Below are 20910 nucleotides of genomic sequence, written 5' to 3'. Positions count from 1 at the left end.
CTCAGGGACGGGCCTCCGGTGCTGGGAGCGACGCAGTCGGGGCTGATGGCGTGGCTGCCGCTTGTGCGGCTGCCCGCTGACGATCGCGCTCGGCGCGGTATTTTGCGGCAAAGGCGCGCACTTCGGCATACGACACAAAGCCATCACCATCCGTATCGGCCTCGTCGAAGGCCGCCGCCAAACGCGGGAACAGTTTCACCTCGGAGCGGCTGAGCTTGCCGTCTCCGTTGAAGTCCAGCATCTTGAATTCGCGCTGGGCCTTCAGTTCGCCCGGGCTCACCGCCGCTGCGGGTTCTGTGGCCGCGTGTGTCTCCACTCGATGGGCAGGTGGTGGTGGGGGTGTTTGTGCCAGGGCTGCACAGGCTGCGAACAGGGCCACCGTCGCGAGGATAGGCTTCTGCAGCCACAGGGGCGCCCAGGATTTGCGAATGCGCAAAGTGTTCTCCTTCAAAGTCTCAATGGCCATGGTGGCACATGAGGGGCGAGGGCGGTGGTTTGCAACCAGGGCTTTGCAGGCTTTCACCGGGCGTTGCAAGTCTTTGCAGATCTTTTCGCAAGGGCCGGGCATGGAGCGGCAGAGCCCGCAAGCTTGCAAGGGAGGCTCCGGCGGTCAGTTCCCCACAACCCGCACCGGATTCGAGATGCCACTGTTCACATGGCCCGCAGGCACATGGCGCGCTGCCGACGTGACGTGACCGGTCTGGTCGTCAAAGAAGAAATCGGGTTCGAATTCACGCAGAAACTCGCCCTTAGGCAGGCCGCCCAGAAACATGGCCTCGTCCACCGCAATGTTCCAGTCCATCAGGGTGCGGATGGCGCGCTCGTGCGCGGGGGCGCTGCGGGCGGTGACGAGCGCGGTGCGGATGCGCATGCCGGTGCCACCCGCCTCGCCTGCCGACTGCAGACGGTGCAAGGCGGCGAGCAGGGGTTTGAACGGGCCGTCGGGCAGGGGCTGCGCGGCCTTGTCGGTCTCATGCTGCTGGAAGGCAGCCAGCCCTTCCGCCTGGTACACGCGCTCGGCTTCATCGGAAAACAGCACCGCGTCGCCGTCAAAGGCAATCCGCACTTCGTGGGGGTTGGAGTCGCCGGCCTGCACCGACTCCGTCACCACCCGCGCTGCGGGGTAGCCCAGGTGCAGGGCCTCGCGCACATCGGCTTCGTTGGCGGACAGGAACAGGTGCGCGCCCAGTGGCCGCAGGTAGCGAAACGGGTCGCGCCCTTGCGTGAACACACCGCGCTGGATGGAGGGGAGCCCGTGGGCATGGCATGAGCGGAACACGCGCATGCCGCTTACCGGGTCATTGCGCGACAGCAGCACCACCTCCACGCGCTGGTGCTCGGAGGTGTTGAACGCGAGCAGCTTGCGCACCAGCGAAAACGCCACGCCCGGCGCAGCAGGCACGTCGAGCCGCTGGCGCTGCAGGTCCACGTAGGCGCGGTCATTGTCCTTCTCGAAGACGCGGTTCTCTTCCTCAAAATTGAACAGCGCGCGCGAGGAGATAGCGACCACCAGCTTGTCGTCGAGCGTTACAGCCATAAGGTCACTTCACAAACTGGTTGAGTTGGATGATCGGCAGCAGCACGGCCAGCACGATCAGCATCACGATCAGGCCCATGCCCACGATGAGCAGCGGCTCCAGGATGGTGGCCAGCGCCATGGCGCGGCGCTGCACCTCGGCCGAGAGCTGGCGGGCTGCGCGCTGCAGCATCACCGGCAGTTGCCCGGTCTGCTCGCCCAGGCGTGCAAACATCGACAGCAGGCCCGGAAAGCGCTTTTTCTGCGCCAGGGCCGATGCCAGCGGAGCGCCTTCGCGCACCAGCACCAGGGCGTCGAGCGCGTCGGCCCGCAGCGCGCGGTTGTTCAGCGTTTCAGCAGCCGCCTGCAAGGCCTTCAGGATCGGCACCCCGGCGCCTGCCAGCATGGCCAGCGTGCCGGCAAACCGTGCTGCGTTGTAGCCGCGCGCCAGTTTGCCCACCAGGGGCAGATTGAGCCAGGCGGCATCGAACTTCTCGCGAATATGGCCGATGGTGAGCGCCCATCTTGCCCCAAGTGCTATCAAAACTGAAGCGATCAGCATCACCCAGCCATAGTTGCGCACAAAGGCGCTCAGGCCCAGCATGGCCACCGTCAGGAACGGCAGCGCGCGCTTGGTGCCTGCAAACACGCTGGCCACCTGCGGCACCACATAGCCCACCAGGAACAGCACGATCACGATGGCCACCAGGGTCACGATGGCCGGGTACAGCGCGGCGCCCACCAGCTTGGCCTTGAGCGCCTGGCGCTCTTCAAGGTCGTCGGCCAGGCGCTCCAGCACCAGGCCCAGGTTGCCGCTGTGTTCGCCCGCGCCGATCACGGCGCAATAGATGTCAGAGAACTCGCGCGGGTGCTGCGACAGCGCGCGGGCAAAGGTGGCGCCCGCGTTGACCTCGGCACGCAGCGCGGCGACCAGGTGGCGCTGGCGTTCGTCGTCGGCTTCTTCAGACAGCGCGGTCAGCGCACGCTCCAGCGGCAGCCCCGACGACACCAGCCCGGCGATCTGCCGGGTCCAGATGGCCAGCCCGGTCGCGCTGAACACCGGCCGGGTGAAGAGGCGCTGGCCCAGGCTTGCGGACCGGCCGTCCAGCGACTGGCCGGTCTGCACCATTTCCACCGCCAGCGGCACCAGCGCCTGGGCCCGCAGCAGGCTGCGCGCGGCCTTGGCGGTGTCGGCCTCCAGGAGGCCTTTGCGGGTCTGGCCTTGGGCGTCCAGGGCTTCAAAGGAAAAAGCAGGCATGCAAATGCGGGCGTGGGTGGTGGGGCGTGGGCGTGGAAATCACGCAGTCCTGCAACGGGCAAACATCCGTCGCAGGACCGGCAGCCCCTGATGGTAGCCGCTACCCAAGGCCCAGTGCCTCCACCCAGCTTCCATGCCCGGGGCATGACACAGGTCAAGGCGCTGACGCATTGCGCGCGCAGAATGAAAAGTGATCTGTGGCATCGGGTTGCAGGCGTTTTGAACGAACAAGGGGTCTTTCATGCTGAAGAACAAGGTGGCATTGGTAACGGGCGCATCGTCGGGCATCGGTCGCGCCATTGCGCTGGTGTGGGCGCGCGAAGGTGCCAAGGTGGTGGTGTCGGACGTGAATGTGCAGGCGGGCGAGGAAACCGCCGCGCTGGTGCGCTCCGCCGGGGGCGACGCGATCTTTGTGGCGGCCGACGTGGGCAAGCCCGAGGATTGCGATGCGCTGGTACAGCGCACCGTCGCCCACTACGGCCGCCTGGACGTGGCCTGCAACAACGCGGGCATTGGTGGCCCACAGGCACCGACAGCCGATTACCCGCTGGACGGCTGGGCGCAGGTCATCAACATCAACCTGTCGGGCGTGTTCTACGGCATGAAGTACCAGATCGCCGCGATGCTGAAGAACGGTGGCGGCTCGATCATCAACATGGCGTCCATCCTGGGCTCGGTGGGCTTTGCCACGGCGCCCGCCTACACGGCGGCCAAGCACGGCGTGGTGGGGTTGACCAAGGCGGCGGCCATCGAATACAGCGCGCACGGCGTGCGCATCAATGCGGTGGGCCCAGCGTTTATCCACACGCCCATGATCAGCGGGCTGGAGCAGGACGCCGGCATCAACGCCATGCTGGTCGGAGCCCACCCCATCGGCCGCCTGGGCCAGCCCGAAGAGGTGGCTGAATTGGTGACCTGGCTGGCGTCCAGCAAGGCGTCGTTTGTGACCGGGGCGTATTACCCCGTCGATGGGGGCTATCTGGCGCGCTGAAGCGCGAACAAACGACGGGCGCTCAGGCCGCCACGGCGGCCTGGCCCAGCGTGGCGTGCGCCTGGGCGGCGATGTCCAGCGAGCGCAAACGCAGTGCCGGGTCGTACACGTCGCTCACCAGCATCAGCTCGTCGGCGCCGGTGGCCTCTATCAGGCGCGCCAGCCCCGCACGCACTGTGTCCGGCCCACCGATCACGGCTGCAGCCAGAAAGTCGCCAATTGCTGCCCGCTCCTGCGGTTGCAGGCGCGCAGCGTAGCCCTCGATGGGCGGCAGCAGGCGTCGGCGGTCGCCCGTCAAGATGCCCAGAACCCGCTGGTAGGTGCTACTGGCCAGGTAGTCGGCCTCTTCGTCGGTCGGGGCTGCGATCAGTGGCACGCCAATGGCCACGTGGGGCTTGGGCCAGACAGCGGAGGGGCGGTACAGATTGCGGTACAGGTCAATCGCCTGGTGCAGCATGCGCGGCGCAAAGTGCGAGGCAAAGGCATACGGCAGACCCCGCTCGGCCGCCAGCTGGGCCGAAAACAGGCTGGAGCCCAGCAGCCAGATCGGCACATTGGTGCCCGCGCCGGGCATGGCAATCAGGCGCTGGCCGGGTTCGGCAGGGGCCAGCAGGCGCTGCAGTTCGGCCACGTCGCGCGGAAAGTCTTCTTCGGTCTCCACCCGGTTGCGGCGCAGCGCACGCATGGTGGTGGGGTCGGTGCCGGGCGCGCGGCCCAGGCCCAGGTCGATGCGGCCGGGGTACAGCTCGGCCAGCGTGCCGAAGGCCTCGGCCACCACCAGCGGGGCATGGTTGGGCAGCATCACGCCGCCGGACCCCACGCGGATGCGCGAGGTGCCACCGGCAATGTGGCCCACCAGCACAGCAGTGGCGGAGCTGGCAATGCCCGCCATGTTGTGGTGCTCGGCCAGCCAGTAGCGGGCAAAGCCCAGTTTTTCGGCATGCTGGGCGGTGCGCAGCGCAATCTGCAGCGCATCGGCCACGGTGCCGCCTTCGCGGACGGCCACCAGATCAAGCATGGACAGGGCAGGGCGGCGGGGAGTAGAGGTCATCCCCGGATTGTCCAGCGCGCGCGGCTTTTGCGCAGGCGGTGGGCGTAGAGCTGGCAGTGTCAGCAGGGTTGCCTGCGCCGATTTTTACCAGAGGGTCATTTTTTGGTAGCCAAAACGGCGGAGGCACCACAGAATGTTTCAAGACATTTCCGCGCTGGTTGCCATCCTGCGCTGCGCGGACCAGTCGTGCAAAAGGGATGACGCATGGGTTTTTTCAGCCGCTTGTTCAAGATCCGGGAGCAGGACCCCACCAGCCCCGAGACCACCTGGGCCATGGAAGACAACGGCAGCGAACTGGTGCTGGACGCTGAATACGCGGCCACGCTGATGACCGAGATCGATATCGATGCCGCCATCGCCAGCCACGAGCGCTGGCGCCTGCAGCTGCAGGACATGGTCAACGGCCGCTCCGACGAAGTCATGCGGCCCGAGCGCATCTGTCAGGACGACCGCTGCGACCTGGGTCGCTGGCTCTACGGCACAGGCCGGGTGCGTCTGGGGCACTACCCCGCGTTCGACATGCTGGTGGCGCGGCACAAGTACTTTCACCAGCAGGCGGCCGATGTAGTGACGGCCTTCCAGTCGGGCGACCAGCCCAAGGCGGCACAGCTGCTCAACGGCAGCTGCCGCCACGCGTCCAACCAGGTGCTGCTACTGCTCAAGGAACTCAAGCGCGGGTTGGGGCGCTGAGACGCGTCGCTCCGGCGGGCGGATTCTTCCGCTGAGCCAGTCGGCCCTTCGAGGTCTTCACTTTCTATCGCTGGGCGCCTTAGGCGTTGTGATGCGGCGGTGTCGCTAGCGCTGTTGTTGGATTGCGCGCCGCACCGCCCTGAGCATCGGCACACAGCTCTTACATCTGCAGACAGGACCCACCCCCGGAAACAGGAGGTGGCGTCGCTATATTCCGGCGCACTTGAGAACCATTGCTTGCACAAGGTTGCTCAATAAAACATCCATACCTAAAGCAACGACCACAAAGAGAGAGGGAATTCGATGGACCGCCGCCAATTACTGACGCTTGTGACCCTGGCATCCGGCGTGAGTGCCGTATCGCCCGTCTGGGCGCAGTTTGACCTGGGCAAGATGCTGGACGCCGGCAAGGACCTGGCCAAATCCGAGTCGCTGACCGATGACGAAGTCAAGGCCGCCTTCGACCAGATGGCCGCCGAGAGCGACCGCCAGAACCGTATCGCCCCCGCAGGCAACCCGTATGCCACCCGCCTGAACAAACTCACGGCGGGCCTGGGCACGTATGACGGCCTGAAGATGAACTTCAAGGTCTACCTCACCCCCGACATCAACGCCTTTGCCATGGCCAACGGCACCATCCGTGTGTATTCGGGCCTGATGGACAAGTTCACCGATGACGAAGTGCGCTACGTCATCGGTCATGAAATCGGCCACGTCAAAAAGGGCCACAGCAAGGCCCGCATCCAGGCTGCCCTGCGCACCAGCGCCCTGCGCAACGCCGTGTCGTCCAGCAACAGCCGCGCCGGCGCCATCGCCAACTCGCAACTGGGCGATTTGTTTGAAAAAGTGGTGCGCGCCCAGCACTCGCAAGGCAACGAGCGCGAGGCCGACGACTACGCGATGGACTTCATGAAAGCCAAGCGTTACCAGCCCGGCGCCTGCGTGAGCGCTCTGGAAAAGCTGGCCGCGATGTCGGGCGGTGATTCGAGCAGCTTTCTGTCCACCCACCCCTCGCCAAAAGAGCGGGCGGAGCGGATGAAGACGCAGTTGGCGTGAAAGCCTTGAACACCCAGTGAGCGCACAGGAGACGCCGATGATCACAGACACCGTGGGCCAAGGTGGCCGCAATTCCTTGAACGACACCATGATCGTTCAGCGGTTGCTGAACGAGATCGACATGCCGGGTGTCCAGCAACTGGTCGCGGATGGTTCGCCGGGTGCGCGGACCATTTTCAAAATTCAGGCATTTCAACGCAGCATAGGCATAACGCGTCCGGATGGGTTGATTCGGCCTGGCAGCAAAACAATGACCGAGCTCATGTGCCGGGCTGACGCCGAAAACACGGTGCAAGCGAAGCTTGCGTTGACCAACCCCGCGCCCTCCAGTGCTGATTTAGGGGCTCCTTGGATCGCGACGGCCGAACGCGAACTGGGTCAGAAAGAAGTGGCAGGGGCTACCGCCAATCCGCGCATCATGGAGTATCACAAGGCCGCGAAATACTGGGCCAAGGATGATTCAGGCAAAAAGGATGCTTGGTGTGGATCGTTTGTGGCTTGGGTCATGTCCCAGCACGGCTACGCGCCTCCTCCCAATGCATTCAGAGCCAAGGAGTGGTCCAACTTCGGCGTGGAACTCAAAAGCCCCGTTATCTGCATCAAAAGCCGGCCTGGCGGAGGGCACGTCGCATTTGCGGTGGGCCAGAGCCGCGATGGCAAACACTACTTCATGCTTGGGGGTAACCAGGGCAACGAGGTCAATATCAGTCGATATCCCGCGGGCGTCTGGGATGCATTCACTTTTCCTTCCGGGGCGGCGCAGGGCAAAGCTTTGCCAGTTTTTCAGGGAACGTCGTCTGAAGCGGGGAGCGAGGCATGAATTTGCGCGGAAGCTTGTTGGCAGCCACAGTTGCCGTGGGTTCTTGGCTGAACATGTGCGGTGCCTTGGCTGTAACGATGCCAGTTGCCGGGGAGACTATCTCGGCCGAAACCATGGCGTCTGCCGAAAGGGAGTTTCTGGCAAAAGCGATTGCGCAGACACCTTACTCGGCCCTTGTTGTGCACACCCGCGTGGACATAGCGCCAATACACAATAAAAGTGCACACCCGGAGGCGGCGGACGCAGTGACTGAGGAGCGCCACATCTATCACGCTCGCGTCTTGGAGACCTTTCGAGGCAAACCCGCTTCAACCATCCGCTATGAGATGGTGGTGGAGCGGGGGGAAGGGGCGGAGATTGATACCAAGCCGCAGATCTTGACGCTTTGCTTAGGACCGCGTGGTCTCTACTGGCCTGGGACCGGCGCCAGCTTTGATGCCGTTCAGTCATCCGTCATGTTGGCAAGGCGGATTGCGCGTGAGACGTCATCCCTGCCATCGCGAGGCTATTCACAGTGCAACTGATGCAAATGCCCCGGTCAAAGGTAGCTCGGGCGACTCACCAAATCTAAATAGGTCGATGCTGACAGCGGCGGGATATCAATAACTCCGCCCATCCTTGTACATCGCATGCTGCCGCCGGTTCAGCGTGGCGGCTTCGCCCAGGCGGCCCATGGCGGACCCGGCATGGGCATGGGTGATGGCCATGCCCAGGCCATCGGCGGCGTCGGTGCCTGGCAGGCCTGGTAGTTGCAGCAGGCGCCGCACCATTTCCTGTACCTGGCTTTTGGCGGCGCGGCCATGGCCGACCACGGCTTTTTTCATCTGCAGTGCGGTGTATTCGGCCACGGGCAGGTTGCTGGCCACCAGGGCGGTGATGGCGGCGCCGCGTGCCTGGCCCAGCAGCAGCGTGGACTGCGGGTTGACGTTGACGAACACGATTTCGACCGAGGCTACATCGGGCTGGTAGCGGGCTGCGACCTCGGTGATGCCGTCGAACAGGATCTTCAGGCGCCCAGGCAGATCGCCCAGTGCGAGGGTGGTGGTGCGGATGGTGCCGCTGGCCACGTAGCTGAGGTGGTGGCCGTCCATGTCCACCACGCCGAAGCCGGTGGTCTGCAGGCCGGGGTCAATACCAAGGATGCGCATTTGCTCTCGTTTTTATAGCTATTGGGGCAATGGGGACTAGCGCTATCGGCCGATTTTTCTACAAACCGAAGTACCAGCGTGCCGAATGGAAGAACACGGGTGCCGCAAAACACAGCGCGTCCACCCGGTCGAGCAGGCCACCCGCACCGGTGACGGACATGCCCTGCATGCCCCAGCTGGTGATGCCCCGGTCGCGCTTCAACGCCTTCATCACCAAGTGCCCCAGGCTGCCCGCCACGCAGGCCAGCAGCGCCATGCCGAGCGCCTGGCCGGGTTTAAAGGGGGTGATGAAGGTGAGCAGGCCGCCCGCGAGGCCCCCGGCGGTCACGCCAGCCAGCCAGCTGGTCCACTGAAAGCTCTGGCTCACCTGCGGTGCCACCGGCTTGTGCGGAAAGCGCCGCCCCAGCAGGTGCTGCACCAGCATGCACGTCTGCACCACAAACACCAGGAAGAACACCAGAAACGCGCCCTTGTCGCGGTAGCCCGGAAAGTCGAGCAGCAGCAACGCGGGCACATGGCTCATGCCGTACACGCAGACCATGATGCCCCACTGCAGCTTGGCATTGCGCTCCAGAAACCGCTGCGGGTCGTTGGCCAGTGCGCTCACCACCGGCAGCGCCAGGAACACGTACACGGGGATGAACACCGTGAACAGGTCGAAGTGCTTGCTGCCCACCAGCCAGAACTGCAGGGGCAGCACCACGAAGAACGCCAGCACCAGGCTGCGGTGGTCGCCTCGGCGTGTGGGCGACAGGGTGATGAACTCGCGCAGCGCAAAAAAGCCCACGATGGCAAACAGCACGGTGGCCACTGTCTCGCCCAGCACCCAACCCACCCAGAACACGGTGGCCATGACCCAGGAGGTCTTGAGCAGCCCCCAGAACCGCCGGGCCTCCAGGGCCTGGGCTTCGGCTTCGGGGTCGTCGCTCGGGTGCTCGCGCAGATTGCGCACAAAGGCCCACACGGTGACGATGGACAGGATGCCGAACACGACCAGGAACAAGGCCCCGATCTGCTGGGTGGCGGTGAGATTGCGCAGGAATTGGTTCATGTCAGCGCGCGCTCTGGGGCGCAGCGTTCGGCAAGGTCAGGGGCTTCGCGCGGGTCATGGTCAGACTTCCCGCAGTGCAATGACGGCGCGGCGCGCGCGGTCGAGGAACGGGCGGCGCTCCTCACCTGCTTCGAGCTGGATGGGCGCGCCAAAGGTCACTGAGCACAGGATGGGCACCGGCACCACTTCGCCCTTGGGCATCACGCGCTGCACGTTGTTGATCCAGGCGGGCACCAGCACCACCTGCGGAAACATCTGCGCCAGCTTGAACAGGCCGGATTTGAAGGCCTGGGGTTCGTCGCCATGGCCGCGCGTGCCTTCCGGAAAGATCACGATGGAGTCGCCGCTCTCCAGCGCGCGCACCAGCGGGGCCAGCGGGTCGGATTCGGGCAGCGCGGCGCGCAGTTCTTCGGGCGTGGGTGCGCGGGGGGGCGCTTCGGGCGAGGGGTCTGGGCCCCCGGCAGCTGCCGTGTCGGCATCGGCTGCGGCGGCCTGGGTCACGGTGGGATCTGCGGCCTCGGGCGCTGTGGGCCGCGCGGGCGTGGCCTGGCGGTCCACATACACGGCGTTGAACACGGCGGTGGTGATCCACTGCCGGAACGGCGTCTTGGTCCAGTAGTCTTTAGCGGCAATGGGCCGCGTGATGCTGCGCAGTTCCTCGGGCAGCGCCGCCCAGATCAGCACCATGTCGGCATGGCTCTGGTGGTTGGCGAAATAGATACGCTGCTCGGCCTTGGGCGGACAGCCATACCAGCGGGCTTGGGACCCGGTGAGAAACCGCACGATCCCCAGCAGAAGGAAACTCATCAACTTGGCAAGCATGGCGGGGATGATACGGGCAGGCTTGGATGCGCTTTGCCAAACGGCGTGCGCAGGAGCGCTAGGCATCCTCTGCACGAATCGAGTGGCAAGTGGGCACTGCGGATCGGGATGGGCTGCAAGGCGCAAAACGCAGCAATAGCCGTAGCTATTGCGAGTATTTGCAACGCCGCAGACCGCCCGAGCCCGCAGATGTACACGGCGCGCTGACTCGTGCAGAGGGTGCCTCGCAGCGTTTGCCTAGAATCCACCGCTTCCTTTCCCCTTCGCACCTTGTTTTGTGCGCCGCAGCGCCTATCTGGCCCGGTGCATTGGCGTGCTGGTGTGCGGGCCGCTGCTGGTGGCTGCGCGGCCGTGATTGCCTTGTGCCAGCTCGCTCCACCCCGTCATGTTGGGCGGAGCGCCTTGCGTTTTTACTTCCCTTTTCCTTCCGTGGGTCCATGGTTCTAGACGTTGTGTTGTTGCTGCGCAGGTGCCTTCGCCCCTTGGGGCGACGCTCCGCCGTGGCGTGGGCGGCGGCTTTGCTGTCGTGCCTGTGGGGGATGCATTGCGCCCAGGCGCAGCCGGCCACGGCGGGGGCGCCCTGGGTGGCCGCGCCCGCCTCTCCGGTCGCATCCCCCGCCTTGCCTGGCGCCATTACCGTGCCCACCCCGCCCGCAGCGCCATTGGCAGCGCAGCCCCCGTCGGCGCAGGCGGGCTCTGCCAATGCGGCGAGGCTGGCGGCCGTCTTGCGGCTCTTTGTCCGGCCGCAGGGCCACTTGCTGATCGTGGGGGGCGGGGAAACGCCTGTCAGCGTGCAGCAGCGGTTTGTGGCGCTGGCCGGGGCAGAGAACGCCCGCATTGCCGTGTTTCCCATGGCCAGTTCCAAGTCGGACGAGGAGGCCCTGGAAGTGGCCCGCGACTTCAGCCGCCTGGGCGCGTTTGCGCAGGTGGTGGACATCCGCCCCGGTGAGGCCAACAGCGCTGCCGTGGTGCAGATGCTGGAGGGCTTCACGGGATTCTGGTTCTCCGGCGGCGACCAGTCGCGCCTGTCCACGCTGCTGGTGGGCACCCGCGCATTGCAGACCATCGAGTCGCGCTACGTGGCCGGGGCGGTGGTGGGCGGAACGTCGGCCGGGGCCTCGGTCATGAGCCGGTTGATGCTCACCGGCAAATGGCGGGCGCCGCGCAACTCCGATGAAGAAGAGCAGGTCAACATCGCCCGAGGCATGAAAGAGCTGGCACCCGGTTTTGGCCTCTTCCGGGGTGCGATCGTGGACCAGCATTTCATGCATCGCGCCCGCTACAACCGCCTCATCAGCGCGGTGCTGGACCACCCCCAGCTGATCGGTGTGGGCATTGACGAGGAAACCGCCCTGCTGGTGCGCCCGGACGGCCTGTGGGAGGTGCTGGGCAACTACTACGTCAAGCTCTTTGACGCCCGCCGGGCGCAGATCGTGGACGACGACGGCCCCATGGCCAAGGCTGCGGATATCCGCATGCATGTGCTGCCCGAGGGCGGCCTCTTCGACCCGCAGCGGCGCCGGGTGACCTTCCAGGAAACGCACATCCCGTGAGTGGGACCGCACCCCGGGTGGGCTCCGCGTTGTTGCCCTACACCCAGATCCGGTACACCCAGAAGGCCTCGTCGCCATAGATGCCGTCGTACAGCGCCTGCGGTGCGTAGCCGGTGATGCGGCGTGTGACGCGGCACAGGTGCGACTGGTCCGAGAACCCGGCGCCCGCTGCCACGTCGGCCCATTTGACGCTGCCTTGCGCAGCCTCGGCCGCGATGGTGTCAAAGAACGCCTGCTCGGCCTTGCCAAAGCCGCGCAGTTCGCGCAGGGGCAGCCCAGCCCAGCGCTTGATGCGCCGCTCCAACTGGCGCAGGCTGCGGCCCGGGGCGGACAGGGCGGCGCGCTGTGCGAGGTGTGCAGCCCAGTCGCCGTAGCGCTGTGTGGGCAAGGATTGTGCGGGGCGGCAGGCCTGCCAGCGGGGCTCCAGAAAATCTTCCAGGTGCTGCAGGCGGGCCGCGTTGTCGGGCAGGTTCTGCATTGCCTCGCACAGCGCCAGCCAATCGGGTGGCAACAGCGATTGCGCGTCCACCATGCGATCGGTCAGGGCCCCAGGGTCCACGCCGGTGAGCTGGTGCAGCGCGTCGGGCATGAACATCACCATCATGGCGTGTGTGGGCCCGGCGCAGTAGCTGGAGGTGGGGCGCGTCTGCGGGCCGGCCAGCACCCAGCGGCCGGGGTAGGCCTCGCGCGGGCTGTGCTCCGTGGGCATGGAGTCGGGGCGCTCGGCCACCAGGGCCTCGCTGCGGCCTTCAAACCACCAGCTCAGGCTGCACAGCGGCGAGGCCGGAAAGCGGTTGATGCGCTGTGCATCGCTGAGCGTGTGGCCCACCGTGCTGCGCGCGATGGCAGCACGCAGGCAGGCCGTGAGACTGGGGCGCGGCAGCCACAGCTCGCCCGAGGGGATCAGCCCGGCAGGGTGCCGAGGGGAGAGGGGGGCCAAGCTTGCCATGGGGCGCGAGTGTAGGCGACGGGGGCTGTCGCAATCGTTCAATACCGACTCGTCGCTGCGCTGCAGCATGAGTGGCATAAAGTCGGCATCACTGAACTACTTTGACATTTTGTACGCTCAATTCATGCTTTTAGCGCCGAGCTACAAAGGAGGCTTTTTTTGCTCTGCCAGGCCGACTCATGCCAGTCAGTGGCGAAGGATAAGATGCCGTGCAAGCGCCTCTTTATAGTTACATTGAGTCGCTGATATCCCAATACTCCGGCTTTGCCTTGACATGATCCCTTTGCAGGGAGATGTCCAATTATTTAAGCATGCCGTGTGGGTGTTCGTTCGTGGCGTTAATAGTAGGTCTCTTTCTAGGAGGACTGTTATGAAGATGTTTGTGATGCTGATCGGAATAGCTGCTGTTGCGGCCTCATGTCTTGCCAGTGCTCAATCGCAGGTTGAGCGGCGCACCGCCGCCGAGCGATGGCTTTCGCAGGAGGTGATTAAAGTTCAGTTCTCGTCATCCGGAGGGTGGTCGTCAACTTTCGAGGTCAATACCAAGTCCGGTAAGACAAACTTCATTGGTAGCTTTGACCGGGTTTGTTTGGGTAGTGGGGTGCCAACTAAAGTCGAATATGTCGAGCCAGAACTTGTTTTGGTCTTTCAACCGATGACATCCGGGTGTAATCCTCCTCGTTACACATTTGATCCTGTAACAGGTAGAGGCAAGGTTTTCTCGACCAAGGACGGTGGTACGACATGGACAGAGAGCACTTCAACAGTATTTTTAGTGCAATAGCGCCCCCCGGGCTGCTTTTGGTGTTGTGTCATAACGCTCGTCTGGTTTAAGCGCAGAGCGTAGATTGGGTATCACGATGACTGATAACTTTGCCTTTGGCCGCTTGAAGCTTTGCTAGCTTCTCAAGGTAGTTCAGCACTCCCCATGCGCCCCAGGATCGTGCGTGTCCGTCCTGCCAGATACGCCGACCCGGGCGTTTTCTCAAAGCGCTTGGGCGCAGGCAGCATCACGGCCAGGCGTGCAGCTTCGGCGGTGCTCAGGCGGCTGGCGCTTTTGCGGAAGTAGTGCTGCGCAGCGGCCTCGGCGCCGAACACGCCTTCGCCCCATTCCACGTTGTTGAGGTAGATCTCCAGGATACGCTGCTTGGAGAGCAACTGCTCCAGCGCCAGTGTGAGAACAAATTCCTGCCCCTTGCGCAGCAGCGTGCGTTCGCCCGACAGCAGCAGGTTCTTGGCCAGTTGCTGGGTGATGGTGGAGCCGCCCCGGATCTTCGGGGCACGCACCGGGCGCTCCGGGGCGCGGGCCTGCGCCTTGCTGGCCTGGGCTTCGGCCTTGGCGTTGCGCTCCCAGGCTTTTTCGATGGCGTTCCAGTCCACGCCATCGTGGTTCACAAAACCATCGTCTTCCGAGGCGATCACCGCGCGCTTGAGGTGGTCAGAGATGTCGGCGTACGGAACCCATTGCTGGCGCCAGGGCACATGGCCTTTGCTGGCCAGCAGCGTCCAGGCTTCGGACCGCTGAAAGGTGGTGGACTCGGGGTTGATGGCTGCCATGGCGGCAATGCGCAGCACAAAGAACAGCTGCAGCGCCACGAAGGCGATCACCAGCAGTCCCAGCCAGCGCAGCACGGCTTTCATCGTGGCGTCCCCGGGGGGTCAGGCGGTGGCAGATTGCTGCATTTCGCGCAGCACCTGGGCCGAGGGCGGGCGCACGCCGCGCCACAGCAAGAAAGCCTCGGCGGCTTGCTCCACCAGCATGCCCAGGCCGTCACGGGGCACGGCGCCGTGCTGCCGGGCCCAGTCGAGGAAGCCCTGTGCTGCGGGGCCGTACATCATGTCGTAGGCCAGGGCACCGGGGCGCAGCACGCTGGCGGGCACCGGGATGCCGCCGCCAGAAAGGCTGCTGGCCGTGGCGTTGATGATTACATCGAAATGGGCCGATAGCGCTAGTGGTTCTTGCGCTGACAGCTCTGCTTTTTGTAGCGCAGCCAAGGCGCTGTGCGACTGCACCAGCGCCTGCGCCTTGGCCAGGGTGCGGTTGGCCACAGTGATGTGGCGGGCCCCCGCCAGCAACAGCGGGCCCAACACACCTGCGGCGGCGCCCCCGGCGCCCACCAGCAGCACATCGCGCCCGGCCAGCGACACGCCCGCGTTGCGCGTGATGTCGGCCACCAGGCCCAGGCCATCGGTGTTGTCAGCGTAGATGCTGCCGTCGGCGCGGAAGGTGAGGGTGTTCGCCGCACCCGCCAGTTGCACGCGCTCGCTGCATTCGGTGGCCAGGCCCGGCGCTTCGGTCTTGAAGGGCACGGTGACGTTGCAGCCGCGCCCGCCCTCAGCGGCAAACGCGCGCACGCCCTGGGCAAAACCGTCCATGGGCACCAGGCGGCGTTCGTAGGCAATGTGTTCGCCGGTCAGCTCGGCAAAACGGGCGTGGATGGCAGGCGAGCGGCTGTGGGCCACGGGGTTGCCCATCACGCAGTACAGGTCGGCAGGGGAGGCGGGGGATGTCATGGAGTGGCTAGGGCTGCGTGGGGCTGGCGGTACGGGCGGCCTTGCGGTGTGTTCTGTGGGGCGGGTGGGTGGGCTCGGAGGCCTGCTTGGCACGCCTCGTTACTACCCCCCGCCGGGCAGTTACTTCACCACGGTTTCCAGGGTCTGGTCGCGGGTGAACTTGAAGCGCGCCACCATGGCGATCTGGTCGGCCTTCTTGCGCATCTCGGCATCGAAGGCGCCAAACGGGCCTGCGGCGCGGGCAATGGCTTCGGCGCGGCGGTCCAGTGTGCTGTTGCCCGAGCCTTGCACGATCTCGGTGCCCAGCACACGGCCGTCGTGGTTGACGGTGACGATCATCGTCAGCTCGCCATAAAGCTTGCGGCCGCCTTGTTCGGGGAAGTTCTCGGTGCCCTTGTCTTCCACCTTGCGGCGCAGCGCGTCGTAATAAATGGCATAGGCCTCTTCGCGGGTGGCGGGGCTGATGTAGCGCTTCTTGGGGCGCGAGTTTTCTTCGTTGATGCGCTTTTCGATCTCGGCCAGCAGCTTGACGAGCTGGCGGCGCTTTTCCTGCTCGCTGGCCTGTTCGGCGCTCTGGCTGGCCTGGCGCGGATCGGGCACGGGCATGGTGGCCAGCTGTTTGCGCAGCTGGGCCAGCAGCTGGGCTTGCTGCTCCTGCATCGCGTCCATCTTGCGCTGGGCTTCTTCGTAGTCGTCACCCACCGTGGTCAGCGCGGTGTACGGCAGGGGGCTGGTGGCCCGGCCCTTCTCTGCATCGCCACCGCCCGCCAGATTGGCCTGGGCAATCGCCTGGGCCTTGTCGGGGCGCTCGTTGGACTTGGCGTTGACCAGGATGACTTCGAGTGGCGTGTCCTGGAACACGCGGTTGAAGCCCTCGGGGTCGATGAAGCGCACGGAGATCAGTGCGGCATGCACGGCGATGGAGACGCCCAGCGCCAGCTGCAGCGTGCTGAAGGTGCGGAGGAAGGCAGGGAGTTTCATCGCCGGCAATTATCAGGGGGCTGTCCGGGCCTTCAAGCGGTGGGGGCCGCTGCAGCGGCGTCGGCGGGGGCCTCGTTCACATCCACCGCAATCGCAATCGGGCCGGCCACGGTGTCGTCGTCCTCGGCATCATCCACGGGGCCATCGTCGCTGGTGTCTGCGGGGTCGTCCAGGCGCTCGATCACGGTGCCGTGGATATCCAGCGTGATTTCGTCCACCTCGCCCAGCTTGACCTTGAGGCGCGCGCCGCGCGGCAGGTTCTGCGCGCCCAGCACGGGGAAGACCAGCGGAATGTCGTCCGCGCGGACGAGGAAGCTGCCGCCCGGACCTTCCTTGAAGACGGTGGCGTTCAGCTCGGTGATGCCGTTCTGCTCCACATACTTCAGCGTCCAGAAGCGTTCCATGCCCGCCTGGTAGCCGTTGTAGGCGCTGTAGGCCGCGTCAAAACTGCTGATGATGGAGAACAGGTCGGCGTCCTTGGGCTTGAAGGGCGCGGCCAGCGCAGCGGTCTTGCCGTGGCGGGCGCAGGCAATGATCTGCCACTGGTTGACCAGGTCGGTGTAGCGGCGCAGGGGCGACGTGGCCCACGAATACGCTTTGACGCCGATGCCTGCATGCGGCAGCGCCTTGGTGCCCATGCGCACCTTCACGCCCGGCGCCATGCTGGCCTGGCTGCGGTAGATGCCGGGTACGCCCAGCTCGGCCATCCAGCTGCCCCAGGTGCTGTTGGCCACGATCATGGCCTCGGCCACGATCAGATCGAGCGGCGCGCCGCGCTGGCGCACGCTGATCTGCACCTGCTCGTCGCCCGTGGGCTCGGCGCCGTTGTTGCCGACCAGGCGGAAGTTGTAGTCCGGCCGGTTGAAGTTCTCGGGCTTGCCGCGCACGACTTCGCGGCGGGCCTTGAGGTCCTTGGCGAGGCGGTGCAAAAACGATAGCTGCGGGCGCAATTCGGACAAGCGCTTGGGGTCACTTTGGTGCTCAAACGCCGGGTTGGTGAGCCATTCTTCCGTCACCACGCTGTCTAGCTGGTCGTGGCGCAGGTTGGCGGCCACGTGCACGCGCTCCAGCTTGGTCTCGGAGCCTTTGAACTCCAGCGTGGCCTCGTCGATGGTGACGTAGAGCGACACGGCGGGGTTGGCGCGGCCTTCGTCCAGCGTGTAGGTTTGCACCACGTCGTCGGGCAGCATGGTGATCTTGTAGCCCGGCATGTACACGGTGGACAGGCGGGCACGGCCGAGCTGGTCGATGGCGCTGCCGGGCTGGATGGCCAGGCCCGGCGCAGCGATGTGGATGCCCAGCACCACGGTGCCGGTGCCCAGGCCCTGCACCGACAGCGCGTCGTCGATCTCGGTGGTCTGCGAGTCGTCGATGGAGTAGGCCTGTGCGGGCGACAGTGGCAGCTCGTCCGCAATGACCGGTGCAGTGACTGCCGGAAAGCCCGTGCCCTTGGGGAAGTTCTCGAACAAAAAGCGCTTCCAGTGGAACTGGTAAGCGGAGTCGATGGCACCCGCCTTTTGCAGCAGGTCGAGCGGCGCGGTGTGCGTGGCACGGCTGGCCTCGACCACGGCCTTGTACTCGGGCGCGTTCTTGTCGGGCTTGAACAGGATTTTGTAGAGCTGCTCGCGGATGGGCTGCGGGCATTCGCCCCGGCCCAGTTGCGCTGCCCACTCGTCGATCTGCGCGAGGATGGCTTTCTTCTTTTCGATGGCGGCCAGCGCCTGCTGCAGGATCTCGGCCGAGGCCTTCTTGAAGCGGCCCTTGCCCGCACGGCGGAAGTAGTGCGGTGCGTCGTACAGGCGGAACAGCGCACCGGCTTGCTGGGCCAGGGTGGCGTTCTCGGAGAAATAGTCCCGCGCCAGGTCGGCAAAGCCGAATTCGTCTTCGGGAGCGAATTCCCAGGCCAGGTCCAGTTCAATGGTCTCCGCCACGGCCTGGGCCTGGGCGATGAGTTCTGCCGGGGCGGGTTTTTCGAACTTCAGGAGGATGTGGGCGGCCTTGACCTTGACCCGTTTGCCCGAGTCCAGCTCCACTTGGGCAGAGGTATCGGCTTCGGACAGGATACGGCCGGCGAGAAATTTGCCGGCTTCTTCAAACAATGCGTGCATGGCGGCGATTGTCCCATGGGCGCAGCGGGCGCCCGGGCGGCGGCGCATATGATCCACGGCGCGCCTTTTTGCCCCTACCTGCCATCCCATGCCCTTTGCCACCATGGCCACGCCGCTGACTCTGCTGGCACTGGCGCTGCCGTTCCTGTTCTGCTTCACGCAGGCCCCCATCAACAACTTCTGGCCCCTGCTGGCGTCCTGGGGCTGCGGCGCGGTGCTGGTGTTGCTGGCCCTGGCTCGCTGCGGCAGTACGCCGGGGCGGGGTCAGCAGGGGGAGACCGGGGGGGCGCCCGCCCTGGTGTCGAGCCGGATGCTGGCCGCCGGCCTGCTGGTCGCAGCGCTGGCCAGTGCGGCCATCGGGCTGCTGCAGTATTTTGTGGGGGACCCCGGCCTGCCCGGCGTGCAGCCCTCCACCCTGGGGCAGGCCATTGGCAACCTGCGCCAGCGCAACCAGCAGGCAACGTTGCTGAGCCTGGGCGTCTGGGCGCTGCTGTGGGCCCTGGCCCAGATGCAGGCACGTCTGGACCACCCCGGCATCGCCGCCCCTGTGCAGGGAGGAAAGGCCTGGCCCGGGTGGTTGACGGGGTTGCTGGTGGCCTGGGCGTTGGCGTTGCTGGCGATGTCGAGTGCCGCCACGGCCTCACGCACCGGGGCCGTTCAGTGGCTGTTGATGCTGGGGCTGATGTTCTGCTGGCGGGTGTCGTGGGGGCGCCTGGTCCTGGGGCTGGGACTGGTGGGTTTGATCTTGTACGGCGCAGCGGCCTGGCTGCTGCCTCGCTTGCTGCTGGACTGGACCGGTTTTGCATCGGACGGACTGTTTGTGCGCATCCTCGACGAAGAGCCGGGCTGCACCAGCCGCCGTGTGCTGTGGGCCAATGTGCTGCACCTGATCGCGCAAAAGCCCTGGGCGGGCTGGGGCTGGGGGGAGTTGGACTACGCCCACTACGTCACCGTGTTCCCGGGGGAACGGTTTTGTGTGCTGCTGGACAACGCCCACAACCTGCCCCTGCACCTGGCGGTGGAGATGGGCGTGCCGGTGGCGCTGATCTTTTGTGCAGCCGTGGTGGTGTGGGTGCTGCGCGAAAAGCCCTGGCGCGAGACCGATCCGGCACGGCAACTGGCCTGGGGCGTGCTGGCGCTGGTGGGGCTGCACAGCCTGCTGGAGTTTCCGCTGTGGTACGGGCCGTTCCAGCTGGTCACGTTGCTGGCCGTTGCGTTGCTGTGGCGCTGGCAGCTGCCCGGCTGGGCAACTTCGCTGGCCGCACGCCGGGGTGCGGCCACCGTCGTCGTGGGCGCGCTGGCACTCGGGGCCTATGTGGGCTGGGATTTTTACCGCGTCAGCCAGCTGTACCGGCCGCTGGCCGACCGGCCACCCTCCCTGCGCCAGGACACCGTTCGCAAGGTGGGCAGCACCCCTTTCTTCACCGATCAGGTCGATTTTGCGCTGCTGACCACCATCGAGCTTTCACCCAGCAATGCGGGCCAAGTCTTTGGCGTGGCCAACAAGCTGCTGCACTTCTCGCCCGAGCCTCGGGTGATCGAGCCGCTGATCGAAAGCGCCACGATGTTGGGGCTGGACGACGAGGCGGCGTTTCACCTCAAGCGATACCGTGCTGCGTACCCGGCGGACTATGAGCGCTGGCGCGAGCAGGGGCGGCGGATTTCGTCCCACCTGAAGCCCTGACCGCATGCGCTGCGGACGGCTGCCGCGCGTTCCGTTCAGGCCAGTTGCAGGAACTGGCTCACCAGCGGCAGGTAGTCCCCATAGTTGCCCAGCGCGTGGTCGCCCCCCTCCAGCACCACCTGCTCAGCTTGCGGGTAGCGCCCCACCATCTCGCGCCAGTCCAGCACTTCGTCGCCCTTGGCAATCAGGGCCAGTTCGCGGGCGGCAGCGGGGCGGGCCCGCATGTCCAGCACCTGCAACTCTTCAATGTACTCCGGCAAAAAATAAAAGCGCTCGCTCGGGTCGTGCCAGCTGGTCTGCTCGCCGATGTAGCGGGCCAGATCACGTGCCGGGTCCACGGCGGGGTTGAGCATCACGCTGGGGCAACCCGCGTGCTGCGCCACCCAGCTGGCATAGAAGCCGCCGAGCGACGAGCCAATCACGGCCATCGAATCCCGGGGCCAATCGGCAATGCCCTGCGCCACCAGCGCCATGGCGGCCCGCGGCGATGGCGGCAACTGGGGGCACCAGAAGGTCACGGAGGGGTGGTGGGCCGCCACGTGGGCCGCAGTCTGGCGCGCCTTGGCCGACGAGGGGGACGAGCGAAACCCGTGCAGGTACAGCAGGTGGGTGGTGGTCATGAGACAGAAAGTGATCGGGGCAGGGGAATCACTGCTTTAACCGGGCTGGCGCAGGCATAAGATGTGTGCACAAGGGCGCCACACCGTGCGGTGCCTGG

21 protein-coding genes are annotated in these 20910 nt (G+C 65.6%); 8 read left to right on the top strand and 13 right to left on the bottom strand.

Translation table 11 applies throughout. The features are described 5' to 3' along the window. Position 1: 1 nt before the first annotated feature. From ACODSU_RS18105 to gspF, 3 genes are all read right to left on the bottom strand, one after another. Positions 2-436, bottom strand: coding sequence for an EF-hand domain-containing protein (locus ACODSU_RS18105; RefSeq protein ID WP_476017480.1), 435 nt, complete (start codon positions 434-436; stop codon positions 2-4). A 174-nt stretch (positions 437-610) separates the two neighbouring features. Beyond that, positions 611-1537 (bottom strand): 5'-nucleotidase, encoded by a 927-nt coding sequence (locus ACODSU_RS18100; RefSeq protein WP_060984309.1) that lies wholly within the window; start codon positions 1535-1537, stop codon positions 611-613. A gap of 4 nt (positions 1538-1541) precedes the next feature. Next, positions 1542-2774 carry a type II secretion system inner membrane protein GspF gene (gene gspF, locus ACODSU_RS18095; RefSeq protein ID WP_488843714.1) on the bottom strand — a complete coding sequence of 411 codons (1233 nt, stop codon included), beginning with the start codon at positions 2772-2774 and terminating at the stop codon, positions 1542-1544. 241 nt (positions 2775-3015) lie between these two features. Here gspF and ACODSU_RS18090 point away from each other — a divergent pair, with 241 nt between their 5' ends. Further along, the gene (locus ACODSU_RS18090) at positions 3016-3765 is read left to right on the top strand and encodes an SDR family NAD(P)-dependent oxidoreductase (RefSeq protein WP_015015654.1); all 750 of its coding nucleotides are present in this window, start codon (positions 3016-3018) and stop codon (positions 3763-3765) included. Between the two features lie 22 nt (positions 3766-3787). Here ACODSU_RS18090 and ACODSU_RS18085 read toward each other — a convergent pair whose 3' ends face one another. Then, positions 3788-4816: an LLM class flavin-dependent oxidoreductase gene (locus ACODSU_RS18085; protein WP_110960242.1), complete on the bottom strand. Its 1029-nt coding sequence runs from the start codon at positions 4814-4816 to the stop codon at positions 3788-3790. A 204-nt stretch (positions 4817-5020) separates the two neighbouring features. Between ACODSU_RS18085 and ACODSU_RS18080 the strand changes: the two genes are divergently transcribed. The 4 genes from ACODSU_RS18080 to ACODSU_RS18065 all read left to right on the top strand — a co-directional run bounded on the left by ACODSU_RS18080 (position 5021) and on the right by ACODSU_RS18065 (position 7906). Next, positions 5021-5506, top strand: a complete 486-nt coding sequence (locus ACODSU_RS18080) for a CZB domain-containing protein (protein ID WP_015015652.1) — start codon at positions 5021-5023, stop codon at positions 5504-5506. A gap of 330 nt (positions 5507-5836) precedes the next feature. Next, positions 5837-6562 (top strand): M48 family metallopeptidase, encoded by a 726-nt coding sequence (locus ACODSU_RS18075; RefSeq protein ID WP_488843711.1) that lies wholly within the window; start codon positions 5837-5839, stop codon positions 6560-6562. 37 nt (positions 6563-6599) lie between these two features. Further along, a complete protein-coding gene (locus ACODSU_RS18070) occupies positions 6600-7382 on the top strand; it encodes an NlpC/P60 family protein (RefSeq protein ID WP_488843709.1) in 783 nt (260 codons plus the stop codon). Further along, positions 7379-7906 (top strand): hypothetical protein, encoded by a 528-nt coding sequence (locus ACODSU_RS18065; RefSeq protein WP_488843707.1) that lies wholly within the window; start codon positions 7379-7381, stop codon positions 7904-7906. Before ACODSU_RS18070 ends, ACODSU_RS18065 begins: the two co-directional genes overlap by 4 nt. A gap of 75 nt (positions 7907-7981) precedes the next feature. Here the strand turns inward: ACODSU_RS18065 and ruvC are convergent, their stop codons facing one another. The 3 genes from ruvC to ACODSU_RS18050 are packed head-to-tail and all read right to left on the bottom strand — an operon-like array spanning position 7982 to position 10403. Then, positions 7982-8530, bottom strand: a complete 549-nt coding sequence (gene ruvC / locus ACODSU_RS18060; RefSeq protein WP_015015650.1) for a crossover junction endodeoxyribonuclease RuvC — start codon at positions 8528-8530, stop codon at positions 7982-7984. 58 nt (positions 8531-8588) lie between these two features. Further along, positions 8589-9581, bottom strand: a complete 993-nt coding sequence (locus ACODSU_RS18055; RefSeq protein ID WP_488843705.1) for a phosphatidate cytidylyltransferase — start codon at positions 9579-9581, stop codon at positions 8589-8591. Between the two features lie 60 nt (positions 9582-9641). Continuing rightward, the gene (locus ACODSU_RS18050; protein WP_488843703.1) at positions 9642-10403 is read right to left on the bottom strand and encodes a lysophospholipid acyltransferase family protein; all 762 of its coding nucleotides are present in this window, start codon (positions 10401-10403) and stop codon (positions 9642-9644) included. 482 nt (positions 10404-10885) lie between these two features. Here ACODSU_RS18050 and ACODSU_RS18045 point away from each other — a divergent pair, with 482 nt between their 5' ends. Continuing rightward, complete coding sequence (locus tag ACODSU_RS18045; protein ID WP_488843701.1) at positions 10886-11956, top strand: cyanophycinase; 1071 nt, start codon at positions 10886-10888, stop codon at positions 11954-11956. A 37-nt stretch (positions 11957-11993) separates the two neighbouring features. On the opposite strand, the gene ACODSU_RS18040 is transcribed toward ACODSU_RS18045, so the two are convergent. Further along, on the bottom strand, positions 11994-12905 hold the full coding sequence (locus ACODSU_RS18040; protein WP_488843699.1) for a helix-turn-helix domain-containing protein: 912 nt from the start codon (positions 12903-12905) through the stop codon (positions 11994-11996). 370 nt (positions 12906-13275) lie between these two features. On the opposite strand from ACODSU_RS18040, the gene ACODSU_RS18035 reads away from it, so the two are divergent. Then, entirely contained in the window at positions 13276-13689 is a 414-nt protein-coding gene (locus ACODSU_RS18035; RefSeq protein ID WP_488843697.1) for a hypothetical protein, read from the top strand. Between the two features lie 122 nt (positions 13690-13811). Here the strand turns inward: ACODSU_RS18035 and mtgA are convergent, their stop codons facing one another. From mtgA to ACODSU_RS18015, 4 genes are all read right to left on the bottom strand, one after another. After that, complete coding sequence (gene mtgA / locus ACODSU_RS18030) at positions 13812-14546, bottom strand: monofunctional biosynthetic peptidoglycan transglycosylase (protein ID WP_488843695.1); 735 nt, start codon at positions 14544-14546, stop codon at positions 13812-13814. 18 nt (positions 14547-14564) lie between these two features. Beyond that, positions 14565-15419: a shikimate dehydrogenase gene (gene aroE, locus ACODSU_RS18025; protein WP_295943063.1), complete on the bottom strand. Its 855-nt coding sequence runs from the start codon at positions 15417-15419 to the stop codon at positions 14565-14567. Between the two features lie 120 nt (positions 15420-15539). Then, positions 15540-16400, bottom strand: a complete 861-nt coding sequence (locus ACODSU_RS18020; RefSeq protein ID WP_116747920.1) for a TonB family protein — start codon at positions 16398-16400, stop codon at positions 15540-15542. 32 nt (positions 16401-16432) lie between these two features. Then, positions 16433-18508, bottom strand: a complete 2076-nt coding sequence (locus ACODSU_RS18015; protein ID WP_488843693.1) for a ribonuclease catalytic domain-containing protein — start codon at positions 18506-18508, stop codon at positions 16433-16435. 88 nt (positions 18509-18596) lie between these two features. Here ACODSU_RS18015 and ACODSU_RS18010 point away from each other — a divergent pair, with 88 nt between their 5' ends. Further along, positions 18597-20192 carry a Wzy polymerase domain-containing protein gene (locus tag ACODSU_RS18010; protein WP_488843691.1) on the top strand — a complete coding sequence of 532 codons (1596 nt, stop codon included), beginning with the start codon at positions 18597-18599 and terminating at the stop codon, positions 20190-20192. A 35-nt stretch (positions 20193-20227) separates the two neighbouring features. Here the strand turns inward: ACODSU_RS18010 and ACODSU_RS18005 are convergent, their stop codons facing one another. Then, positions 20228-20812, bottom strand: coding sequence for a YqiA/YcfP family alpha/beta fold hydrolase (locus tag ACODSU_RS18005; protein WP_488843689.1), 585 nt, complete (start codon positions 20810-20812; stop codon positions 20228-20230). Between the last annotated feature and the right edge of the window lie 98 nt (positions 20813-20910).

This window comes from Acidovorax sp. FG48 (assembly GCF_057809085.1).
The sequence above is the reverse complement of the archived record's forward strand: the minus strand, read 5'-3'. Positions and strand labels throughout refer to the sequence as shown.

Excerpts from the sequence above, each read along its gene's own strand:
- ACODSU_RS18080 (WP_015015652.1), top strand. The coding sequence starts at position 5,021 with ATGGGTTTTTTCAGCCGCTTGTTCAAGATCCGGGAGCAGGACCCCACC.
- ACODSU_RS18070 (WP_488843709.1), top strand. The coding sequence starts at position 6,600 with ATGATCACAGACACCGTGGGCCAAGGTGGCCGCAATTCCTTGAACGAC.
- ACODSU_RS18015 (WP_488843693.1), bottom strand. The coding sequence starts at position 18,508 with ATGCACGCATTGTTTGAAGAAGCCGGCAAATTTCTCGCCGGCCGTATC.
- ACODSU_RS18100 (WP_060984309.1), bottom strand. The coding sequence starts at position 1,537 with ATGGCTGTAACGCTCGACGACAAGCTGGTGGTCGCTATCTCCTCGCGC.
- ACODSU_RS18050 (WP_488843703.1), bottom strand. The coding sequence starts at position 10,403 with ATGCTTGCCAAGTTGATGAGTTTCCTTCTGCTGGGGATCGTGCGGTTT.
- ACODSU_RS18055 (WP_488843705.1), bottom strand. The coding sequence starts at position 9,581 with ATGAACCAATTCCTGCGCAATCTCACCGCCACCCAGCAGATCGGGGCC.
- ACODSU_RS18010 (WP_488843691.1), top strand. The coding sequence starts at position 18,597 with ATGCCCTTTGCCACCATGGCCACGCCGCTGACTCTGCTGGCACTGGCG.
- ruvC (WP_015015650.1), bottom strand. The coding sequence starts at position 8,530 with ATGCGCATCCTTGGTATTGACCCCGGCCTGCAGACCACCGGCTTCGGC.
- ACODSU_RS18035 (WP_488843697.1), top strand. The coding sequence starts at position 13,276 with ATGAAGATGTTTGTGATGCTGATCGGAATAGCTGCTGTTGCGGCCTCA.
- aroE (WP_295943063.1), bottom strand. The coding sequence starts at position 15,419 with ATGACATCCCCCGCCTCCCCTGCCGACCTGTACTGCGTGATGGGCAAC.
- ACODSU_RS18005 (WP_488843689.1), bottom strand. The coding sequence starts at position 20,812 with ATGACCACCACCCACCTGCTGTACCTGCACGGGTTTCGCTCGTCCCCC.
- ACODSU_RS18040 (WP_488843699.1), bottom strand. The coding sequence starts at position 12,905 with ATGGCAAGCTTGGCCCCCCTCTCCCCTCGGCACCCTGCCGGGCTGATC.
- ACODSU_RS18065 (WP_488843707.1), top strand. The coding sequence starts at position 7,379 with ATGAATTTGCGCGGAAGCTTGTTGGCAGCCACAGTTGCCGTGGGTTCT.
- mtgA (WP_488843695.1), bottom strand. The coding sequence starts at position 14,546 with ATGAAAGCCGTGCTGCGCTGGCTGGGACTGCTGGTGATCGCCTTCGTG.
- ACODSU_RS18085 (WP_110960242.1), bottom strand. The coding sequence starts at position 4,816 with ATGACCTCTACTCCCCGCCGCCCTGCCCTGTCCATGCTTGATCTGGTG.
- gspF (WP_488843714.1), bottom strand. The coding sequence starts at position 2,774 with ATGCCTGCTTTTTCCTTTGAAGCCCTGGACGCCCAAGGCCAGACCCGC.
- ACODSU_RS18090 (WP_015015654.1), top strand. The coding sequence starts at position 3,016 with ATGCTGAAGAACAAGGTGGCATTGGTAACGGGCGCATCGTCGGGCATC.
- ACODSU_RS18020 (WP_116747920.1), bottom strand. The coding sequence starts at position 16,400 with ATGAAACTCCCTGCCTTCCTCCGCACCTTCAGCACGCTGCAGCTGGCG.